The 18,450-nt window shown below is 63.9% G+C and carries 9 protein-coding genes and 2 pseudogenes; 4 read left to right on the forward strand and 7 right to left on the reverse strand.

Annotated features, from left to right (window positions below):
• Nucleotides 1-32 precede the first annotated feature (32 nt).
• From mscK to trxC, 3 genes are all read left to right on the forward strand, one after another.
• Nucleotides 33-3,338, forward strand: a complete 3,306-nt coding sequence (gene mscK / locus ACZ9C1_RS16735; protein ID WP_476254180.1) for a mechanosensitive channel MscK — start codon at nucleotides 33-35, stop codon at nucleotides 3,336-3,338.
• Nucleotides 3,339-3,503: 165 nt separating this feature from the next.
• Nucleotides 3,504-4,964 carry a protein adenylyltransferase SelO gene (gene selO / locus ACZ9C1_RS16740; protein WP_476254181.1) on the forward strand — a complete coding sequence of 487 codons (1,461 nt, stop codon included), beginning with the start codon at nucleotides 3,504-3,506 and terminating at the stop codon, nucleotides 4,962-4,964.
• 129 nt (nucleotides 4,965-5,093) lie between these two features.
• Nucleotides 5,094-5,528 carry a thioredoxin TrxC gene (trxC, locus tag ACZ9C1_RS16745; protein WP_102681765.1) on the forward strand — a complete coding sequence of 145 codons (435 nt, stop codon included), beginning with the start codon at nucleotides 5,094-5,096 and terminating at the stop codon, nucleotides 5,526-5,528.
• Here the strand turns inward: trxC and ACZ9C1_RS16750 are convergent.
• Together ACZ9C1_RS16750 and ACZ9C1_RS16755 are read right to left on the reverse strand one after the other, a co-directional pair.
• Nucleotides 5,525-6,298, reverse strand: a complete 774-nt coding sequence (locus ACZ9C1_RS16750; protein ID WP_094011035.1) for a ParA family protein — start codon at nucleotides 6,296-6,298, stop codon at nucleotides 5,525-5,527. The two genes, trxC and ACZ9C1_RS16750, sit on opposite strands and share 4 nt — an antisense overlap.
• 52 nt (nucleotides 6,299-6,350) lie before the next feature.
• Nucleotides 6,351-7,256 carry a LysR family transcriptional regulator gene (locus tag ACZ9C1_RS16755; RefSeq protein WP_476254182.1) on the reverse strand — a complete coding sequence of 302 codons (906 nt, stop codon included), beginning with the start codon at nucleotides 7,254-7,256 and terminating at the stop codon, nucleotides 6,351-6,353.
• Between the two features lie 113 nt (nucleotides 7,257-7,369).
• Here ACZ9C1_RS16755 and ACZ9C1_RS16760 point away from each other — a divergent pair, with 113 nt between their 5' ends.
• On the forward strand, nucleotides 7,370-8,611 hold the full coding sequence (locus ACZ9C1_RS16760) for an MFS transporter (RefSeq protein ID WP_431196982.1): 1,242 nt from the start codon (nucleotides 7,370-7,372) through the stop codon (nucleotides 8,609-8,611).
• A gap of 100 nt (nucleotides 8,612-8,711) precedes the next feature.
• Here the strand turns inward: ACZ9C1_RS16760 and ACZ9C1_RS16765 are convergent, their stop codons facing one another.
• From ACZ9C1_RS16765 to ACZ9C1_RS16785, 5 genes and pseudogenes are all read right to left on the reverse strand, one after another.
• Nucleotides 8,712-9,059: a YgiW/YdeI family stress tolerance OB fold protein gene (locus ACZ9C1_RS16765; RefSeq protein WP_046853850.1), complete on the reverse strand. Its 348-nt coding sequence runs from the start codon at nucleotides 9,057-9,059 to the stop codon at nucleotides 8,712-8,714.
• Between the two features lie 115 nt (nucleotides 9,060-9,174).
• Nucleotides 9,175-10,239: a uroporphyrinogen decarboxylase gene (gene hemE, locus ACZ9C1_RS16770; RefSeq protein WP_139674130.1), complete on the reverse strand. Its 1,065-nt coding sequence runs from the start codon at nucleotides 10,237-10,239 to the stop codon at nucleotides 9,175-9,177.
• Between the two features lie 230 nt (nucleotides 10,240-10,469).
• Nucleotides 10,470-11,888 (reverse strand): FAD-dependent oxidoreductase, encoded by a 1,419-nt coding sequence (locus ACZ9C1_RS16775; protein ID WP_046853848.1) that lies wholly within the window; start codon nucleotides 11,886-11,888, stop codon nucleotides 10,470-10,472.
• 107 nt (nucleotides 11,889-11,995) lie between these two features.
• Nucleotides 11,996-16,442, reverse strand: a pseudogene (gene gltB, locus ACZ9C1_RS16780) (glutamate synthase large subunit).
• Nucleotides 16,443-16,816: 374 nt separating this feature from the next.
• A pseudogene (locus ACZ9C1_RS16785) lies at nucleotides 16,817-18,443 on the reverse strand (AAA family ATPase).
• Nucleotides 18,444-18,450 lie beyond the last annotated feature (7 nt).

An 18,450-nucleotide genomic window follows, 5' to 3' on the forward strand; every position in this document is an offset into this window, starting at 1 on the left:
CCGATTTGCCGCGTAACACAAGAACTCTGCCTATGTCCCTGCGTGACCATTGCCGCGCAGCCCTGCTGGGGCTGTGCCTGACCCTCTCGTTCGCCGCTGGCGCGGTGGAAATCCCGACCACTCCGGGCATCCAGAGCAGCCTGAGCAAGATCGCCGAGCGCAAACTGCCGGAAACCGAGCAGAAAGCCGTGCAGCAGGTGCTGGAGCAGACACTGGCGCTGCTCAACGCCCGCGACGACAGCGAAAAGAAGCTCGAAGCCCTCAAGCAGCAGTTGGCCAATGCCCCCCAGGAGATCCGCGACAGCCAGCGCGAACTGATCAAGCTCAAAGCCTCCAGCGTCGTGCCGGTGGCGCAGCGCTACGCCAGCCTGACGGTGCCGCAGCTCGAACAAATGCTCAGCGAGCGCAGCACTCAGCAGGGCGACCTGCAGAAGGCGCTGTCCGAAGCCAACAGCCTGATCATCAACTCCCAGACCCGCCCGGAGCGCGCCCAGGCCGAGATCAGCGGCAACCAGATGCGTGCCCAGCAGATCAACAACAGCCTCAAGAGCGGCAAGGACAACGGCAAGTCGATCAATGCCGACCAGCGCAACCAGCTCAACGCCGAGCTGGCCTCGCTCAACGCCCTGACCCTGCTGCGCCGCCAGGAACTGGCCGGCAACAGCGTGCTGCAGGACCTGGGCAACGCCCGCCACGACCTGCTGATCGAACGCGCCACAAGGCTGGAACAGGAAATCCAGGACCTGCAGACGTTGATCAACGAAAAGCGCCTGGCGCAGTCGCAACAGGCCGTCACCCGCCAGTCGATCGAGGCGCAGAAGGCCGGCGGCAGCAACCTGCTGGCCACCGAGAGCACCGCCAACCTGCAGTTGTCCGATTACCTGCTGCGCAGCACCGACCGCCTCAACGAGGTGACCCAGCAGAACCTGCGCACCAAGCAGCAGCTCGACAGCCTCACCCAGGCCGACCAGGCCCTCGACGAGCAGATCAACGTACTCAAGGGCAGCTTGCTGCTGTCGAAGATCCTGTACAAGCAGAAGCAGGCCCTGCCGCACCTGAAGCTCGACCGCAACCTGGCCGACCAGATCGCCGATATCCGCCTGTACCAGTTCGAGATCAACCAGGAACGCGAACAGATGAGCAGCCCGTCCGCTTACGTGGACAAGCTGCTGGCCAGCCAGCCCGAGGAAGACGTCACCCCGCAGCTGCGCAAGGCCCTGCTGGAAGTGGCGATCACCCGCGGCGACCTGCTCGAGCGGTTGAACCGCGAGCTGTCGGCGCTGCTCAACGAATGCATCACCCTGCAACTGAACCAGAAACAACTGCTGAGCACTGCCCAGAACCTGCGCACCACGCTGGAAGAGCAGATGTTCTGGATCCCCAGCAACAAACCGCTGGACTGGCAGTGGCTGCGCCAAGTGCCCGAGGGCCTGGCCTACCAGGTGGCCAGCCTGCCCTGGGGCGCGGGTATCAAGGAGCTGGGCGACGGCCTGGTGCAGCAGCCACTGCTGTTCCTGCCGCTGATCCTGGTGATCGGCGCCCTGCTGTGGCGGCGCAAGGCCCTGTACCGGCGCCTGGGCAAGGTCCACCAGGACATCGGCCACTTCAAGCGCGACAGCCAGTGGCACACGCCCCAGGCGATCCTGATCAACATCCTGCTGGCACTGCCGGTGGCCCTGGCGCTTACTCTCGGTAGCTACGCCCTGCAGCTTGATGCCCGCGGACAGAACGCCAACCTTGGCGCCGCGTTGTGGCAGATCGCCCAGGCCTGGCTGGTGTTCTACACCGCCTACCGCATCCTTGCCCCGGGCGGCGTCGCCGAAATTCACTTCCGCTGGCACAAGCCCCAGGTCGAGTTCCTGCGGGGTTGGGTACGTCGCCTCGGTACCGTGGTACTGGCACTGGTGGGCGTGGTGGCGGTGGCCGAACACCAGCCCTCGGCATTGGCCGACGACGTGCTGGGCATCGGCGTGGTGCTGACTTGCTATGCGCTGATGGCCTGGCTGCTCAGCCGACTGCTGCTGAGCAGCCCCGCGCACCAGAACACCTCGCTGTTCCGCAAAGCGGTCGGGGTGGCCTTCACCGCCCTGCCCATCGCCCTGTTCGTGGCGGTGTGCTTCGGCTACTACTACACCGCCCTCAAGCTCACCGACCGGCTGATCTACACGCTCTACCTGCTGCTGTTCTGGCTGGTGATCGAGGCCGCGTTCGTGCGTGGCCTGTCGGTGGCGGCGCGGCGCCTGGCCTACCAGCGCGCCCTGAGCAAACGCCAGGCCGCCAAGGAAGGGCTGGATGGCGAGGTGGTGGTCGAGGAGCCGACCCTGGACATCGAGCAGGTCAACCAGCAGTCGCTGCGCCTGATTCGCCTGGCCCTGCTGGGCGGTTTCATCGGCGGGTTGTACTGGGTCTGGGCGGACCTGATCACCGTGTTCGCCTACCTCAACAACATCACCCTGTACGAGTACAGCAGCGGCACCGGCGCAGCTGCCAGCATGGTACCGATCAGCCTCGGCGACCTGCTCGGCGCCATGGTCATCGCCGGTATCGCCGTGGCCCTGGCCAGCAACCTGCCAGGCCTGCTCGAAGTGCTGGTGCTGTCACGACTGAACCTGGCCCAGGGCAGCGCATACGCTATTACCACGCTGTTGTCCTATGTAATCGCCGGGGTAGGTATCGTCAGCACCCTGGCCACCCTCGGAGTCAGTTGGGACAAGCTGCAGTGGCTGGTGGCGGCATTGTCACTGGGCCTGGGCTTCGGCATGCAGGAGATCTTCGCCAACTTCATCTCCGGCATCATGATCCTGTTCGAACGCCCGGTGCGCATCGGCGACACCATCACCATCGGCAACCTGTCCGGCACGGTGAGCAAGATCCGCATCCGCGCCACCACCATTACCGACTTCGACCGCAAGGACATCATCGTCCCCAACAAGACCTTCATCACCGGCCAGCTGATCAACTGGTCGCTGACCGACACCGTCACTCGGGTGACGCTGAAGCTGGGCATCGACTACGGCTCGGACCTGGACCTGGTGCGCGACCTGCTGCTCAAGGGCGCCCACGAAAACCCGCGGGTGCTCAAGGACCCGGAGCCGCTGGTGTACTTCCTCAACTTCGGCGAAAGCTCGCTGGACCACGAGCTGCGCATGCACGTGCGCGACCTCGGCGACCGCAACCCGACGCTGGACGAGCTCAACCGCTATATCAACCGTGAGTTCAAGGCGCACAACATCAAGATCTCGGTGCGCCAGGTGGAGGTGTTCCTCATGGACGCGAAGAACGGTAAGCAGCAGTTGATCCCGATGGACAGCAAACCGGACAGCACGCCGCCGACCTGAGTGGACTGCGACAGGCATGCCCTCCAGAATGCAGGCGAGGGCTTTGCCCTCGATCGCCGGCAAGCCGGCTCCCACAAGATGGCATGCCTTGCCCTGTGGGAGCCGGCTCGCCGGCGAAAGGGCCGCACAGCGGCCCCAATGGCACCGAATTCAGGAGCAGGCCCCGTGAAGTCCCTCGACCAACTCACCTTCGACAACCGCTTCGCCCAACTCGGCGATGCCTTCTCCACCCAGGTCCTGCCCGACCCGATTGCCGACCCCCGCCTGGTCGTTGCCAGCAAATCGGCGATGGCCCTGCTCGACCTAGACCCCGCCCAGGCCGAACTGCCGGTGTTCGCCGAGCTGTTCAGCGGCCACAAGCTCTGGGAAGAAGCAGACCCGCGCGCGATGGTCTATTCCGGCCACCAGTTCGGCTCCTACAACCCGCGCCTGGGGGATGGCCGTGGCCTGCTGCTGGGCGAGATCCTCAACGAGGCCGGCGAACACTGGGACCTGCACCTCAAGGGCGCCGGCCAGACGCCCTACTCACGCATGGGTGATGGCCGTGCCGTACTGCGCTCGTCGATTCGCGAGTTCCTTGCCTCCGAAGCCCTGAGCGCCCTGGGCATCCCCAGCAGCCGGGCGCTGTGCGTGATCGGCTCGAGCACCGCAGTGTGGCGGGAAACCCGCGAAAGCGCCGCGATGCTGCTGCGCCTGGCACAGAGCCATGTGCGCTTCGGCCATTTCGAGTATTTCTACTACACGAAACAGCCCGAGCAGCAGCGTGTGCTCATCGACCATGTGCTGGAGCAGCACTATCCCGAATGCCGCAGCGCCGAGCAGCCCTACCTGGCCATGTTCCGCACCATTGTCGAGCGCAATGCCGAGCTGATCGCTCGCTGGCAGGCCTACGGCTTCTGTCACGGGGTGATGAACACCGACAACATGTCGATCCTCGGCATCACCTTCGACTTCGGCCCCTACGCCTTCCTCGACGACTTCGACGCCAACTTCATCTGCAACCACTCCGACGACCGCGGCCGCTACAGCTACGCCAACCAAGTGCCAATCGCCCATTGGAACCTCAGCGCCCTGGCCCAGGCCCTGACCACAGTGATCGAGGTCGAGCCGCTGAAGCAGACGCTGGCGCTGTTCCTGCCGCTGTACCAGGCCCACTATCTGGACCTGATGCGCCGCCGCCTGGGCCTGACCACCGCCGAGGACGACGACATGGCCCTGGTCGAACGCCTGCTGCAACGCATGCAGAGCGGCGGTGTGGACTACACGCTGTTCTTCCGCCGCCTGGGCGAGCAACCGGTGGCCGAGGCCCTGCAAGTGGTGCGCGACGATTTCGTCGACCTGGCCGGTTTCGATGCCTGGGGTGCGGACTACCTGGCACGCTGCGAGCGTGAGCCGAGTAATGCCGAAGGTCGCCGTGAGCGGATGCATGCGGTCAACCCGCTGTACATACTGCGCAATTATCTGGCGCAGAAGGCTATCGAAGCGGCAGAGGCCGCTGACTACAGTGAAGTGCGTCGGCTGCATCAGGTGCTGAGCAAACCGTTCGAGGAACAGCCCGGGATGCAAGCGTATGCCGAGCGACCGCCGGAGTGGGGCAAGCACCTGGAGATCAGCTGTTCGTCCTGATTTCCATTGCTGCGCGTGAAACTCTGCGACGGCTTCCCCCTCAATCGCCGGCAAGCCGGCTCCCACAATGAGCGCGCCAACCCTGTGGGAGCTGCGGTTCGCCGACGCATCTTTCGACTGGAGACCCCAATGTCCAATCCGCTGGTAATCCCCTGCCCCCACTGCAACGGCCTCAACCGCATCCCCGCCGAGCGCCTGGGCGACACCCCGAAATGCGGCCGCTGCAAACAGAACGTGCTGCTGAGCACCTCGTTCGAGCTGACCGAAGGCAACTACGCCGCCCAGATCAAAGGCGACCTGCCGCTGCTGCTGGATGTCTGGGCCGACTGGTGCGGCCCGTGCAAGAGCTTCGCCCCGACCTTCGAACAAGCCGCGCGCCAGCTGTCGGGCCGCTGCCGCCTGGCCAAGCTCGACAGCGAGGCAAACCGCAACCTGGCTGGCCAGTTGGGTATCCGCTCGATCCCCAGCCTGATCCTGTTCAGGAACGGCCGCGAAGTGACCCGCCAGGCCGGCGCGTTTCCACTCCAGTCATTGCTGGAGTGGCTGCGCAGCCAAGGTATCTAGGCGCTACGCTCCAGCAGATCATGCAGCTCGACGAACTGCTGGGTCAGCTTGTGCCGTGGCTCCAGGTGGATCAGCGGCAGGCTGGCGTGGTGCGACTCACGCATCTTCACCGAACTGCCGAGGTAAACCGGTAGCACCGGCAGGCCCTCGGCCAGCAGTTCGTCGAGCATCTGCTGGGGCAGGCTGGCGCGGGACTGGAATTGGTTGACCACGATACCCTCGACCATCAGGTCGTCGTTGTGGTCTTCCTTGAGCTCATCGATCTCGGCCAGCAGGCCATACAGGGCCTGGCGCGAGAAGCTGTCGCAGTCGAAGGGGATCAGCACGCGATCGGCCGCGATCAATGCGGAAACCGCGTAAAAGTTGAGTGCTGGAGGGGTATCGATATAGATCCGCTCGTAATCCTCGTCCAGCTCATCGAGCAGTTTGCGCAGCTTGTTGATCTTGTGCTTGGCCTCGAGCTTGGGCTGCAGGTCGGCCAGCTCGGGGGTGGCAGTCACCACGTGGAGGTTGTCGAAAGGGGTTTCGTAGATATCGACCTTGTTCTTCTTGGCGAACGGCCCGCTGGACAGCGACTGCTTGAAAAAGTCGGCGATACCCATGGGAATGTCGTCGCCGGTCAGGCCGGTGAGGTACTGGGTCGAGTTGGCCTGGGCATCAAGGTCGATCAGCAAGGTCCGGTAGCCTTCACTGGCACTGACCGCCGCTAGATTGCAGGCAATGCTCGACTTGCCCACGCCACCTTTCTGATTGAACACCACGCGCCGCATGTCAGACCTCCGTGTATCAACGAATGCCCGAGTATGTGGCCAGCGCGGCGGTTTAGCCAGCACCTTCGGGCTGCTCAAGCCCGGCCAGCAACGCGACGAAGGCATTGGCCATGGCCGAGCCAGACGCTTCGCGGCGCACCAGCCACACGGCGGTCATGGCCTGCTCGTCGAGCAGTGTGCGATACACCACACCCTCGATGCGCATGCGCTGGAACGACGCTGGCAGCACTGACACACCCAGCCCCGCCGAGACCAGGCCGATGATAGTCATCGCCTCCCCGGCCTCCTGGGCAAAATGTGGGCTGAAACCCGCCTGGCGCGCCAGGCTCAGCAATTGGGCATGCAAGCCGCTGCCATAGCTGCGCGGAAAGAACACGAAGGGCTCGCGGGCCAGGGCCTGCATGTACAGCCCCTGCTCGCTGCCGCTGGCCAGCGGGTGCGATGCGTTGAGCACGGCCACCAGGGGTTCGCGGAACAGTTCGGTACAAACGATCCCGTCCGGCAGAGGCATCGGCCGCATCAGGCCTACTTCGATGGACTCGTCGAACACCGCCTCCACCACTTCACGGCTGCTCATTTCTTCCAGATTCAGATGCACCGAGGGGAAACGCTGGCGAAAGGCGTGAATAGCCTGGGGAATCCGCGAGGTGAAAGGCGCCGACGAGGTGAAGCCGATCTTCATCTCGCCCAACTCGCCCAATTGCGCACGCCGGGCCACGTCGGCGGCCTTTTCCACCTGGGCCAGGACTTGCCGGGCCTCTTCGAGGAACAACCGACCGGCCTCGCTGAGCTCGACCCGACGGTTGGTGCGCTCGAACAGTCGTGCGCCCAGCTCCTGTTCCAGGGCCTGGATCTGCTGGCTCAGCGGCGGTTGCGAGATGCCCAGTTGCTGGGCGGCGCGGCCGAAGTGCAGCTCTTCGGCCACAGCGATGAAATAACGCAGGTGACGCAGCTCCATGGTCGGCTCCGAACAGGTCGTTAAACGTCTTAAACAGGTCGAACAATATATTGGATCTAATCATTAGCCAGCTATATGATTTTTCCATCGCAACGCCCCGAGGTACCGCTCCTGTGAGATCCGCCGTCGCCCCCCTGCCCATCGAGCCCGACCCTGTCGTCAACGACATCTGGATCGAGAAAGGCACACCCGCCTTCATGAAGACCGTGCTGGCGCTGTTCAGTGGCGGCTTCGCCACCTTCGCCCTGCTGTACTGCGTACAGCCGATGATGCCGCTGCTGTCCCAAGAGTTCGCCATCAACGCCGCGCAGAGCAGCCTGGTGCTGTCGGTGTCTACGGCCATGCTGGCCATCGGGCTGCTGATTACTGGGCCGATTTCCGACCGTATCGGGCGCAAGCCGGTGATGGTCTTCGCCTTGCTGTGCGCGGCTTTGGCGACCCTGGCCAGCGCGGTGATGCCGAGCTGGGAGCTAGTGCTGGCCACGCGGGCACTGGTGGGCTTGTCGCTGAGCGGCCTGGCCGCGGTGGCGATGACCTACCTGAGCGAAGAGATCCACCCGCAGCACATTGGCCTGGCCATGGGGCTGTATATCGGCGGCAATGCCATCGGCGGCATGAGCGGGCGGCTGATCACCGGCGTACTGATCGACTTCGTCAGCTGGCACACGGCGATGCTGGTGATCGGCGGCCTGGCCCTTGTAGCGGCCGTGGTGTTCTGGAAGGTGCTGCCCGAATCGCGCAACTTCCGGGCTCAATCATTGAAACCCCGCAGCCTGCTGGACGGTTTCGTCATGCACTTCAAGGATGCCGGGCTGCCCTGGCTGTTCCTCGAGGCCTTCCTGCTGATGGGCGCCTTCGTCACCTTGTTCAACTACATTGGCTATCGCTTGCTCGCCGGCCCCTACCATATGAACCAGGCGCTGGTCGGCCTGCTGTCGGTGGTGTACCTGTCGGGGATCTACAGCTCTGCGCAGGTCGGCGCGCTGGCCGACAAGCTCGGGCGGCGCAAGGTGTTCTGGGCCAGTATCGTGGTCATGGCCGGCGGCCTGCTCATGACATTGGCCAACCCGCTGGCCATGATCATTCTCGGCATGCTGGTGTTCACCTTCGGCTTCTTTGGCGCGCATTCGGTGGCCAGCAGCTGGATCGGCCGCCGAGCGCTGAGGGCCAAGGGGCAAGCTTCTTCGCTGTACCTGTTCAGCTATTACGCGGGGTCGAGTGTCGCCGGGACGGCGGGCGGGGTGTTCTGGCACCAGTGGGGCTGGAACGGTATCGGGCTGTTCATCGGCAGCCTGTTGGCGGTGGCGTTGCTGGTGGCGTTGCATTTGAGCAGGTTGGCACCGAAGACTGCCTGAGTGGGGCTGCTTTGCAGCCCAATCGCCGCGGTTCGTCGCCACGATAAGCCGGCTCCCACAACCTTTTGGGAGCCGGCTTGCCGGCGATGAGGTCCTTGGATCAGTTGATGATCTCGACGATATCCACATCCACCTCACGGCTCATCAGGTGCTTTTCCACCTCGCCGGTCAGCTTGACCTTGGTCTTGTCGTTGAACGGGGTCGCTGGCAGGTCTTCGTCGTCGATCTCGACGGTGATGGTGCCGGTGTTGTCCTTGAACTCGTACTTGTCGTCGTTGTTGATCTTCTTGGTCACGTAGCCTTGCAGTACCACCGGGGTGTCGTCGGCGGCATCGTTGGCGGCAGCCACCGTGGTCACGGACTGGGCACCGGGGCCTGTGTAGCCGGCGGCCAGGGCGGCGGTGCTGAACAGTGGGGCGAGAATCAGGGGCAGGTAACGGGCTTTCATGATGATCGGGTCCTGTTTGCGTTTTGATGGCCCCAGATTACCGATGATCGCTGAATTGAAACTTAATACAACAAAAAGCCCGGCACTTGGCCGGGCTTTTTGCGTTGCACACCGGTTACTGGTGGTACTGCGCCGAAAGCTCGTGCACGGCGTTGATGAATACGCCGGCGTGCTCCGGGTCGACTTCCGGGGTGATGCCATGGCCCAGGTTGAACACGTGGCCGCTGCCCTTGCCGTAGCTGGCCAGGATGCGCGCCACTTCCTTGCGAATCGCCTCGGGGTTGGCGTACAGCACGGTCGGGTCCATGTTGCCCTGCAACGCGACCTTGTCCCCGACGCGGCGGCGGGCATCGCCGATCTCGCAGGTCCAGTCCAGGCCCAGCGCGTCAGCACCTGCATCGGCGATGCTTTCCAGCCACAGGCCGCCGTTCTTGGTGAACAGGATCACGGGCACCTTGCGCCCTTCGTGCTCGCGGATCAGGCCGCTGACGATCTTGCGCATGTAGGCCAGGGAGAATTCCTGGTAGGCCGCCGCCGACAGGTTGCCACCCCAGGTATCGAAGATCTGCACCGCCTGGGCGCCCGCCTGGATCTGCCCGTTGAGGTAGCTGGTGACCGACTGCGCCAGCTTGTCCAGCAGCAGGTGCAGGGCCTGCGGGTTGTCATAGGCCATGGCCTTGATCTTGCGGAAGTCCTTGGACGAACCACCTTCCACCATGTAGGTGGCGAGGGTCCACGGGCTGCCGGAGAAGCCGATCAGCGGGACGCGGCCGTTGAGCTCGCGGCGGATGGTGCTGACCGCGTCCATCACGTAGCCCAGGTCCTGCTGCGGGTCGGGGATCGGCAACGCTTCGATGTCGGCCAGGCTGCTGATGACTTTCTTGAAGCGCGGGCCTTCGCCGGTCTCGAAGTACAGGCCCTGGCCCATGGCGTCGGGGATGGTGAGGATGTCCGAGAACAGGATCGCCGCGTCCAGCGGGTAGCGGTCCAGCGGCTGCAGGGTGACCTCGCAGGCGAACTGCGGGTTCATGCACAGGCTCATGAAGTCACCGGCCTTGGCGCGGCTGGCGCGATACTCCGGGAGGTAGCGGCCGGCCTGGCGCATCATCCATACCGGGGTGACATCTACGGGTTGCTTGAGCAGTGCACGCAGGAAACGATCGTTCTTCAGGGCAGTCATGTCGGCATCCGGAAAAAAAGTGCGGGCATTTTCTCAGACGCGGACGCAAAAGGCACGGCCATGGCCATGCGTTTTGTCTATCAGGTGCCATGGATCAAGCATTTTTGTATACAAAACGAGGTCCTGGGGTTGCATCTGATGGCCTCATCGCCGGCAAGCCGGCTCCCACAGGGTAAGGCACTGCCTTTGTGGGAGCCGGCTTGCCGGCGATGAGGCCGGTTCAGGCAACATCAGACTTCGAGGTAATCCAGAATGCCTTCGGCTGCGGTACGCCCTTCGAAGATCGCCGTCACCACCAGATCCGAACCCCGCACCATGTCACCACCGGCAAACACTTTCGGGTTGCTGGTCTGGTGCTTGAACTTGCCCTTCTCCGGAGCCACCACGCGGCCCTGGCTGTCCATCTGGATACCGAACTGCTCGAACCACGGCGCCGGGCTAGGGCGGAAGCCGAAGGCGATCACCACGGCGTCGGCCGGCAGGATCTCCTCGGAGCCCGGGATCGGCTCGGGGCTGCGGCGACCACGGGCATCCGGCTCGCCGAGACGGGTCTCGACCACCTTCACGCCCTCGACCTTGTCCTCGCCGACGATGGCGATGGGCTGGCGGTTGTAGAGGAACTTCACGCCCTCTTCCTTGGCGTTCTTCACCTCTTTGCGCGAACCCGGCATGTTGGCCTCGTCACGGCGATAGGCACAGGTCACCGACTTGGCGCCCTGGCGGATTGAGGTACGGTTGCAGTCCATAGCGGTGTCACCACCGCCAAGCACCACGACCTTCTTGCCCTGCATGTCGACGAAGTCTTCCGGCGACTTCTCGAAACCGAGGTTGCGGTTGACGTTGGCGATCAGGAAATCCAGCGCGTCGTGCACGCCCGGCAAGTCCTCGCCGGGGAAGCCGCCCTTCATGTAGGTGTAGGTGCCCATGCCCATGAACACCGCGTCGTACTCGGCGAGCAGTTGCTCCATGGTGATGTCGCGGCCCACCTCGGTGTTCAGGCGGAACTCGATGCCCATGCCGGTGAAGACTTCGCGGCGATTGCTCAGCACGGTCTTTTCCAGCTTGAACTCGGGGATGCCGAAAGTCAGCAGGCCACCAATCTCGGGGTTGCGGTCGAATACCACCGGGGTTACGCCGGCACGTACCAGCACGTCGGCACAGCCCAGGCCGGCCGGGCCGGCGCCGATGATGGCGACACGCTTGCCGGTCGGCTTGACCTTGGACATGTCCGGGCGCCAGCCCATGGCGAACGCGGTGTCGGTGATGTACTTCTCCACCGAACCGATGGTGACCGCGCCGAAGCCGTCGTTCAAGGTGCAGGCACCCTCGCACAGGCGGTCCTGCGGGCACACACGGCCACAGACTTCCGGCAGGGTGTTGGTCTGGTGCGACAGCTCGGCTGCCGCCAGGATGTTGCCCTCGGAAACCAGCTTCAACCAGTTGGGGATGAAGTTGTGCACCGGGCATTTCCACTCGCAATACGGGTTGCCGCAGCCCAGGCAGCGGTGCGCCTGCTCCACGGACTGCTGCGGCTTGAAGGGTTCGTAGATCTCGACGAACTCCTTCTTGCGCTGGCGCAGCAGCTTTTTCTTGGGGTCTTTGCGCCCCACTTCGATGAACTGGAAGTCGTTGCTCAGACGTTCAGCCATTTTTCAAAACCTCTTTACCGCAGTTGCCAGCTACACGCTGCAAGCTGCAAGACGATCACGTAAGCCCGACGAACCCCGCACACGGGGCTCGCCACTTGCAGCTGTTCTTACTGCGGGTTGGCACGGGTGCTGGACAACAGGTGCTTGAGGTTGGCCGCCTTCGGCTTGACCAGCCAGAAGCGCCGCACGTAGTCGTCCAGGTTCTCCGAGAGCTCACGCCCCCACTCGCTGCCGGTCTCTTCCACGTACTCGCCCAGGACCCGTGCCAGGTGGCTGCGGTAGGCTTCCATCGCCTCACCACTGATACGCTGGATTTCCACCAGCTCGTGGTTGAGTTTGTCGAAGAAGCTGTTGTCCATGTCGAGCACGTAGGCGAAACCGCCAGTCATGCCAGAACCGAAGTTGTAACCGGTCTTGCCCAGGACGCAGACAAAGCCACCGGTCATGTATTCACAGCAGTGATCGCCGGTGCCCTCGACCACAGCGTGGGCGCCGGAGTTACGTACAGCGAAGCGCTCGCCCGCAGTGCCTGCGGCGAACAGCTTGCCGCCGGTGGCGCCATACAGGCAGGTGTTGCCGACGATTGCGCTGTGCTGGGTTTCGAACGGGCTGCCGGCCGGTGGCACGATGGTCACCTTGCCCCCGGTCATGCCCTTGCCGACGTAGTCGTTGGCGTCGCCTTCCAGGTGCAGGTTCAAACCGCCGGCGTTCCACACGCCGAAGCTCTGGCCCGCGGTGCCCTTGAAGCGGAAGGTGATCGGCGCCGCGGCCATGCCCTGGTTGCCGTGCAGCCTGGCGATTTCGCCAGAGATGCGCGCACCGATGGAACGGTCGCAGTTGCAGATGTCCATGGCGAATTCGCCACCAGCCATGTCGCGGATCGCCGGCAGGGCCATGGCGACCATCTTCTCGGCCAGTTCGCCCTGGTCGAACGGCGGGTTCTTGTCCACTTGGCAGAACTGCGGCTTGTCGGCCGGGATGTGCGAGCTGCCCAGCAGCGGTGACAGGTCGAGGTGGCCCTGGCGCTCGGTGTCGCCCGGCAGCACATCGAGCAGGTCGGTACGGCCGATCAGCTCGCCCAGGCTGCGCACGCCCAGCTTGGCCAGCCACTCGCGGGTCTCTTCGGCGACGAAGGTGAAGAAGTTGATCACCATGTCGACGGTGCCGATGTAGTGGTCCTTGCGCAGTTTGTCGTTCTGGGTGGCCACGCCGGTGGCGCAGTTGTTCAGGTGGCAGATGCGCAGGTACTTGCAGCCCAGGGCGATCATCGGCGCGGTGCCGAAGCCGAAGCTCTCGGCGCCGAGGATCGCAGCCTTGATCACGTCGAGGCCGGTTTTCAGGCCGCCGTCTGTCTGCACCCGCACCTTGCCGCGCAGGTCGTTGCCGCGCAGGGTCTGGTGGGTTTCAGCCAGGCCCAGTTCCCACGGGGCGCCGGCGTACTTGATCGAGGTCAGCGGCGAAGCGCCGGTGCCGCCGTCGTAGCCGGAAATGGTGATCAGGTCGGCATAGGCCTTGGCCACGCCGGCGGCGATGGTGCCCACACCGGCTTCGGCAACCAGCTTGACCGAGACCAGCGCCTTAGGGTTGACCTGCTTGAGGTCGTAGATCAGCTGGGCCAAGTCTTCGATCGAGTAGATGTCGTGGTGCGGCGGTGGCGAAATCAGGGTCACGCCCGGTACCGCGTAGCGCAGCCTGGCGATCAGGCCGTTGACCTTGCCACCTGGCAGTTGGCCGCCCTCGCCGGGTTTGGCGCCCTGGGCGACCTTGATCTGCAGCACTTCGGCATTGACCAGGTATTCCGGGGTCACACCAAAGCGGCCGGTGGCCACCTGCTTGATCTTCGAGCTTTTGATGGTGCCGTAGCGGGCCGGGTCTTCACCACCCTCGCCGGAGTTGGAACGCGCGCCCAGGCGGTTCATCGCCTCAGCCAAGGCTTCGTGCGCCTCTGGCGACAGCGCACCCAGCGAGATGCCGGCGGAGTCGAAGCGCTTGAGGATCGCGTCCAGCGGCTCGATTTCATCCAATGGCAGGGCCTGGTCGGCCACTTTCACTTTCAGCAGGTCGCGGATCATCGACACCGGACGCTGGTCGACCAACGTGGTGTATTCCTTGAACTTGGCGTAGTCGCCCTGTTGCACGGCGGCCTGCAGGGTGTTGACCACGTCCGGGTTGTAGGCATGGTATTCGCCACCATGGACGAACTTGAGCAGCCCACCCTGCTGGATCGGCTTGCGCGCGCTCCAGGCTTCGGCGGCGAGCAGCTTCTGGTCGCTCTCCAGGTCTTCGAAACGCGCACCCTTGATGCGGCTCGACACGCCCTTGAAGCTCAGGCCAACCACTTCCTCGGACAGGCCGATGGCTTCGAACAGCTGCGCGCCACGGTACGAGGTGATGGTGGAGATACCCATCTTCGACAGGATCTTCAGCAGGCCCTTGGAGATGCCCTTGCGGTAGTACTTGAATACCTCGTCCAGATCACCCAGCACTTCGCCGGTGCGGATCAGGTCGGCCAGCACTTCGTAGGCCAGGTACGGGTAGACGGCCGAGGCACCGAAGCCCAGCAGCACAGCGAAGTGGTGCGGGTCGCGGGCAGTGGCGGTCTCGACCAGGATATTGCTGTCGCAGCGCAAGCCCTGTTCGGTCAGGCGGTGGTGCACCGCACCGACGGCCAGCGAGGCGTGTACCGGCAGTTTGCCCGGGGCAATGTAGCGGTCGCTGAGCACCAGCTGGGTCTTGCCGCCGCGCACCGCTTCTTCGGCCTGGTCGGCGATATTGCGGATGGCCGCTTCAAGGCCGAGGCTTTGCTCATAGTTGAGGTCGATCAGCTGGCGGTCGAAACCTTCGCGCTCCAGGTTCATCAGCGAACGCCACTTGGCGGGCGAGATGACCGGCGAGCTGAGGATCACCCGCGAGGCATGCTCGGGGGACTCCTGGAAGATGTTGCGCTCGGCGCCCAGGCAGATTTCCAGGGACATCACGATCGCTTCGCGCAGCGGGTCGATCGGTGGGTTGGTCACCTGGGCGAACTGCTGACGGAAGAAATCGTACGGCGAACGCACACGCTGGGACAGCACGGCCATCGGTGTGTCGTCACCCATCGAGCCGACCGCTTCCTGGCCCTGCTCACCCAGAGGGCGCAGCACCTGGTCACGCTCCTCGAAGGTGACCTGGAACATTTTCATGTACTGCTTGAGCTGGTCAGCGTCGTAGCTGGCCACGCCCTGGTCGTCGCTCAGCGTCGCCTGGATGCGCGTGGCGTGCTGGCGCAACCAGCGCTTGTACGGATGGCGCGACTTCAGGCGGTTGTCGATGGCGTCGGGTGTCGAGGATCTGACCGGTCTCGGTATCGACAGCCAGGATCTGGCCTGGGCCGACACGGCCCTTGGCGACGACATCTTCAGGCTGGTAACCCCATACGCCGATCTCCGACGCGATGGTGATATAGCCGTTAGTGGTGGTGACCCAACGCGCCGGGCGCAGGCCGTTGCGGTCGAGCAGGCACACCGCGTGGCGGCCTTCGGTCATGACGATACCGGCCGGGCCATCCCACGGTTCCATGTGCATGGAGTTGTATTCGTAGAAGGCGCGCAGGTCGGCGTCCATGGTCTCGACGTTCTGCCAGGCTGGCGGTACCAGCATGCGCACGCCGCGGAACAAGTCGATGCCGCCAGTGACCATCAGCTCGAGCATGTTGTCCATGCTGGATGAGTCGGAACCGACGCGATTGACCAGCGGACCGAGCTCTTCGAGGTCGGGGATCAGGTCGTTGGCGAACTTGGTGCGACGGGCCATGGCCCAGTTGCGGTTGCCGGTGATGGTGTTGATCTCGCCGTTGTGGGCGAGGAAGCGGAAGGGCTGCGCCAGCGGCCACTTCGGCAGGGTGTTGGTGGAGAAGCGCTGGTGGAACACGCAGATTGCGGTCTGCAGGCGCTCGTCACCGAGGTCCGGATAGAACGCCGCGAGATCGCGCGGCATCATCAGGCCTTTGTAGATGATGGTCTTGTGCGAGAAGCTGCAGATGTAGTGGTCGGCGTCGTGGGCGTTGGCCACGGACGAACGGCGACGGGCACTGAACAGCTTGATGGCGAATTCCTGATCGCTCAGGCCTTCGCCGCCGATGAACACCTGTTCGATCTGCGGCAGGCGCTCCAGGGCCAGGCGGCCAAGGACGCTGGTATCGATCGGCACCTTGCGCCAACCCACCAGCTTGAGGCCAGCGTTGACGATCTCGCGATCCATGTTGGCGCGGGCGGCTTCGGCTTTGACCGGGTCCTGGTTGAAGAACACCATGCCGACGGCGTACTGCCTGGGCAGCTCGACGGCGAAGTGCTCCTGGGCCACGGCGCGCAGGAATTGATCGGGCTTCTGCATGAGCAGACCGCAACCGTCGCCGGTCTTGCCGTCGGCGTTGATGCCGCCGCGGTGGGTCATGCAGGTCAGCGCCTGCATGGCGGTTTGCAGAAGGTGGTGACTCGGCTCGCCCGTCATATGGGCGATCAGGCCGAAACCACAGTTGTCCTTGAATTCTTCGGGATGGTACAGACCTGTTTTCATAGACACTTTCTCACCAGGTTTACCTCTCAACCGGAGGCAAATCTCTTTTTTAACAACCACTTACCATCCACGCCGATCAAACGCCAGCTTTTTTGCGGTGGCCATGGAAAACCATTGTTGCACAGCGACAGCGACGCCCACAAATTTTCATGTCTCACCATTGAAAATTTATGTCGCAATTTTGAATGTTTTTAAGTCGTTCGCCGTGATAGCGGCTTGACTGGAGTCTGAAGCGTTTCAGCCAGGACTGCAAGAAAGGGCTTGTGGCCGGCAGTCTGGGACAGAAAAGCCTGCCGCGCTTAGGCGCAGCAGGCTAGTTGAAAGCTAGAAGTCGCTCAGCAACTGGGCGGCGGGGTGATGCCGCCCGGAAGGTATCAGCGGGCCGTGGCCAGCTCTTGTTGGACGCTGCCCACGGTACGTGGCCAAGGTTTACCAGCCTGGACCTTGGCTGGCAAGTTCTTGATTGCCGCAGCGGCGGCATCGCGGTTGGCGAAGTTGCCGTAGGTCACCACGTACAGCGGCTTGCCCTGCAGGTTTTTCCTGAAGTAGCGATAGTCGCCACCCTGCGCCTTGACGAACGACTGCGCCGACGCCTCGGAACTGGTGCCGAAGATCTGCACCACATAATTGCCGGGCTTCTGGCCCGCGTACCAGCTGCTGTTGCCGGCGCCGCCGGCAGCCGGTTTCTCGACGGGTTTGGCTGCAGGCTTGGCGCTCGCGACCTGGGTCGGGGCCGGGGCTGGCTTGGCAGGTGCAACCGGTTTTGCCGGTTGGGTTGCTACAGGTTTTGTCGCAGGCGCAACCGGCTGTACCGGAGCGCTGGTCACCGGCTGGGCCGGGGCCGGCGCAGGACTGGCGGTGGCACCTTGCGGCGGCGCGATGGTGGTCACGGTCGGCGGCACGGCAGCCGATGGCGTGGCTGGTTGCAGTGCAGTGTTGTCGGCCGGCCCGCCGTCTTCACCTTCACCCATGCCAGCGGCCTGGGCCAGCGGTTCGCGCATTACCGGCTGCGACTGGCCGACCAGCGGCAACGGCATGGGCTGCGAGGAGCCGGAGAACTCGATGGCGGGCGCGCCGCCGTTGCCGCCCTGACCCAGGGGCAGTTGGGCCTGGGCAGCGGGGGGCGCGTCGGCCGGGGCCTTGTCGCCTTTCTTGGGCATCAGGACCGCCGCGCCAACGGCGACCACGACCACTGCGGACAACGCGAGCACGTGTTTCTTAGGCATTTTGAACCCCATGGATGGTCGCTTGACCGTGGTACGGCTGGCGATCATGGCTTCGATCAAGGTATCGCGGGCGACCTGGTTGATGTTCCCAGGCCAGCCGTCGGCGTTTTCGTGGATGTCGACGATCTGCTCGGCGGTGAACACCTCGATGCCCCGGCCAGCACCCTCCAGGCGCTGCTCCAGGTACTCGCGGGTTTCTTCCTCGCTGTACGGGGCCAGTTCAATGACGTGGAATCGCTCGCCATCGGCATTGAGCTCGTCCAACCCGGCGATCAGCGAAGGCTCGCCGAACAGGAACACGTGCGGACGCCCTTCAGCTACGCCTGCCGCCAACTCCAGCAACGCTTGGAGTGCCGACTCGTCGAGTTGTTCCGCATCGTCCACCAGCAGATAGACTTCCTGGCCGGTCAGCGCCAGTTGCACCACCTGCGACAGGATCGCCTGCACTTCCGGCTGCGCCACGCCCAGCGACTGTGCCACCTGGCCGAGCACGCTGGCCGCGTCGCTGGCGCCACGGGCGGATACCACCACGCTTTGCAACCGACTGCTTGTTGGTGCTGGCCACCAGCGCCTGGCGCAGCAAAGTCTTGCCGCTGCCCACAGGGCCGGTGACCGCCAGCATCAACTGGCTGTAACGCGCCAGGTGGTGCAGCTGGCCAAGCACTGGCTTGCGCTGGGCGGGAAAGAACTTGAAACCGGGCACCCGTGGTGCGAACGGATCGTGGCTCAGCTGGTAATGATCGAGAAACGCCTCATCGGCATGCAGACTGGTCATTGCGTTG

This window comes from Pseudomonas sp. TE21435, from assembly GCF_056279265.1.

Excerpts from the sequence above, each read along its gene's own strand:
- ACZ9C1_RS16750 (WP_094011035.1), bottom strand. The coding sequence starts at position 6,298 with ATGCGGCGCGTGGTGTTCAATCAGAAAGGTGGCGTGGGCAAGTCGAGC.
- ACZ9C1_RS16765 (WP_046853850.1), bottom strand. The coding sequence starts at position 9,059 with ATGAAAGCCCGTTACCTGCCCCTGATTCTCGCCCCACTGTTCAGCACC.
- trxC (WP_102681765.1), top strand. The coding sequence starts at position 5,094 with ATGTCCAATCCGCTGGTAATCCCCTGCCCCCACTGCAACGGCCTCAAC.
- mscK (WP_476254180.1), top strand. The coding sequence starts at position 33 with ATGTCCCTGCGTGACCATTGCCGCGCAGCCCTGCTGGGGCTGTGCCTG.
- hemE (WP_139674130.1), bottom strand. The coding sequence starts at position 10,239 with ATGACTGCCCTGAAGAACGATCGTTTCCTGCGTGCACTGCTCAAGCAA.
- ACZ9C1_RS16775 (WP_046853848.1), bottom strand. The coding sequence starts at position 11,888 with ATGGCTGAACGTCTGAGCAACGACTTCCAGTTCATCGAAGTGGGGCGC.
- ACZ9C1_RS16755 (WP_476254182.1), bottom strand. The coding sequence starts at position 7,256 with ATGGAGCTGCGTCACCTGCGTTATTTCATCGCTGTGGCCGAAGAGCTG.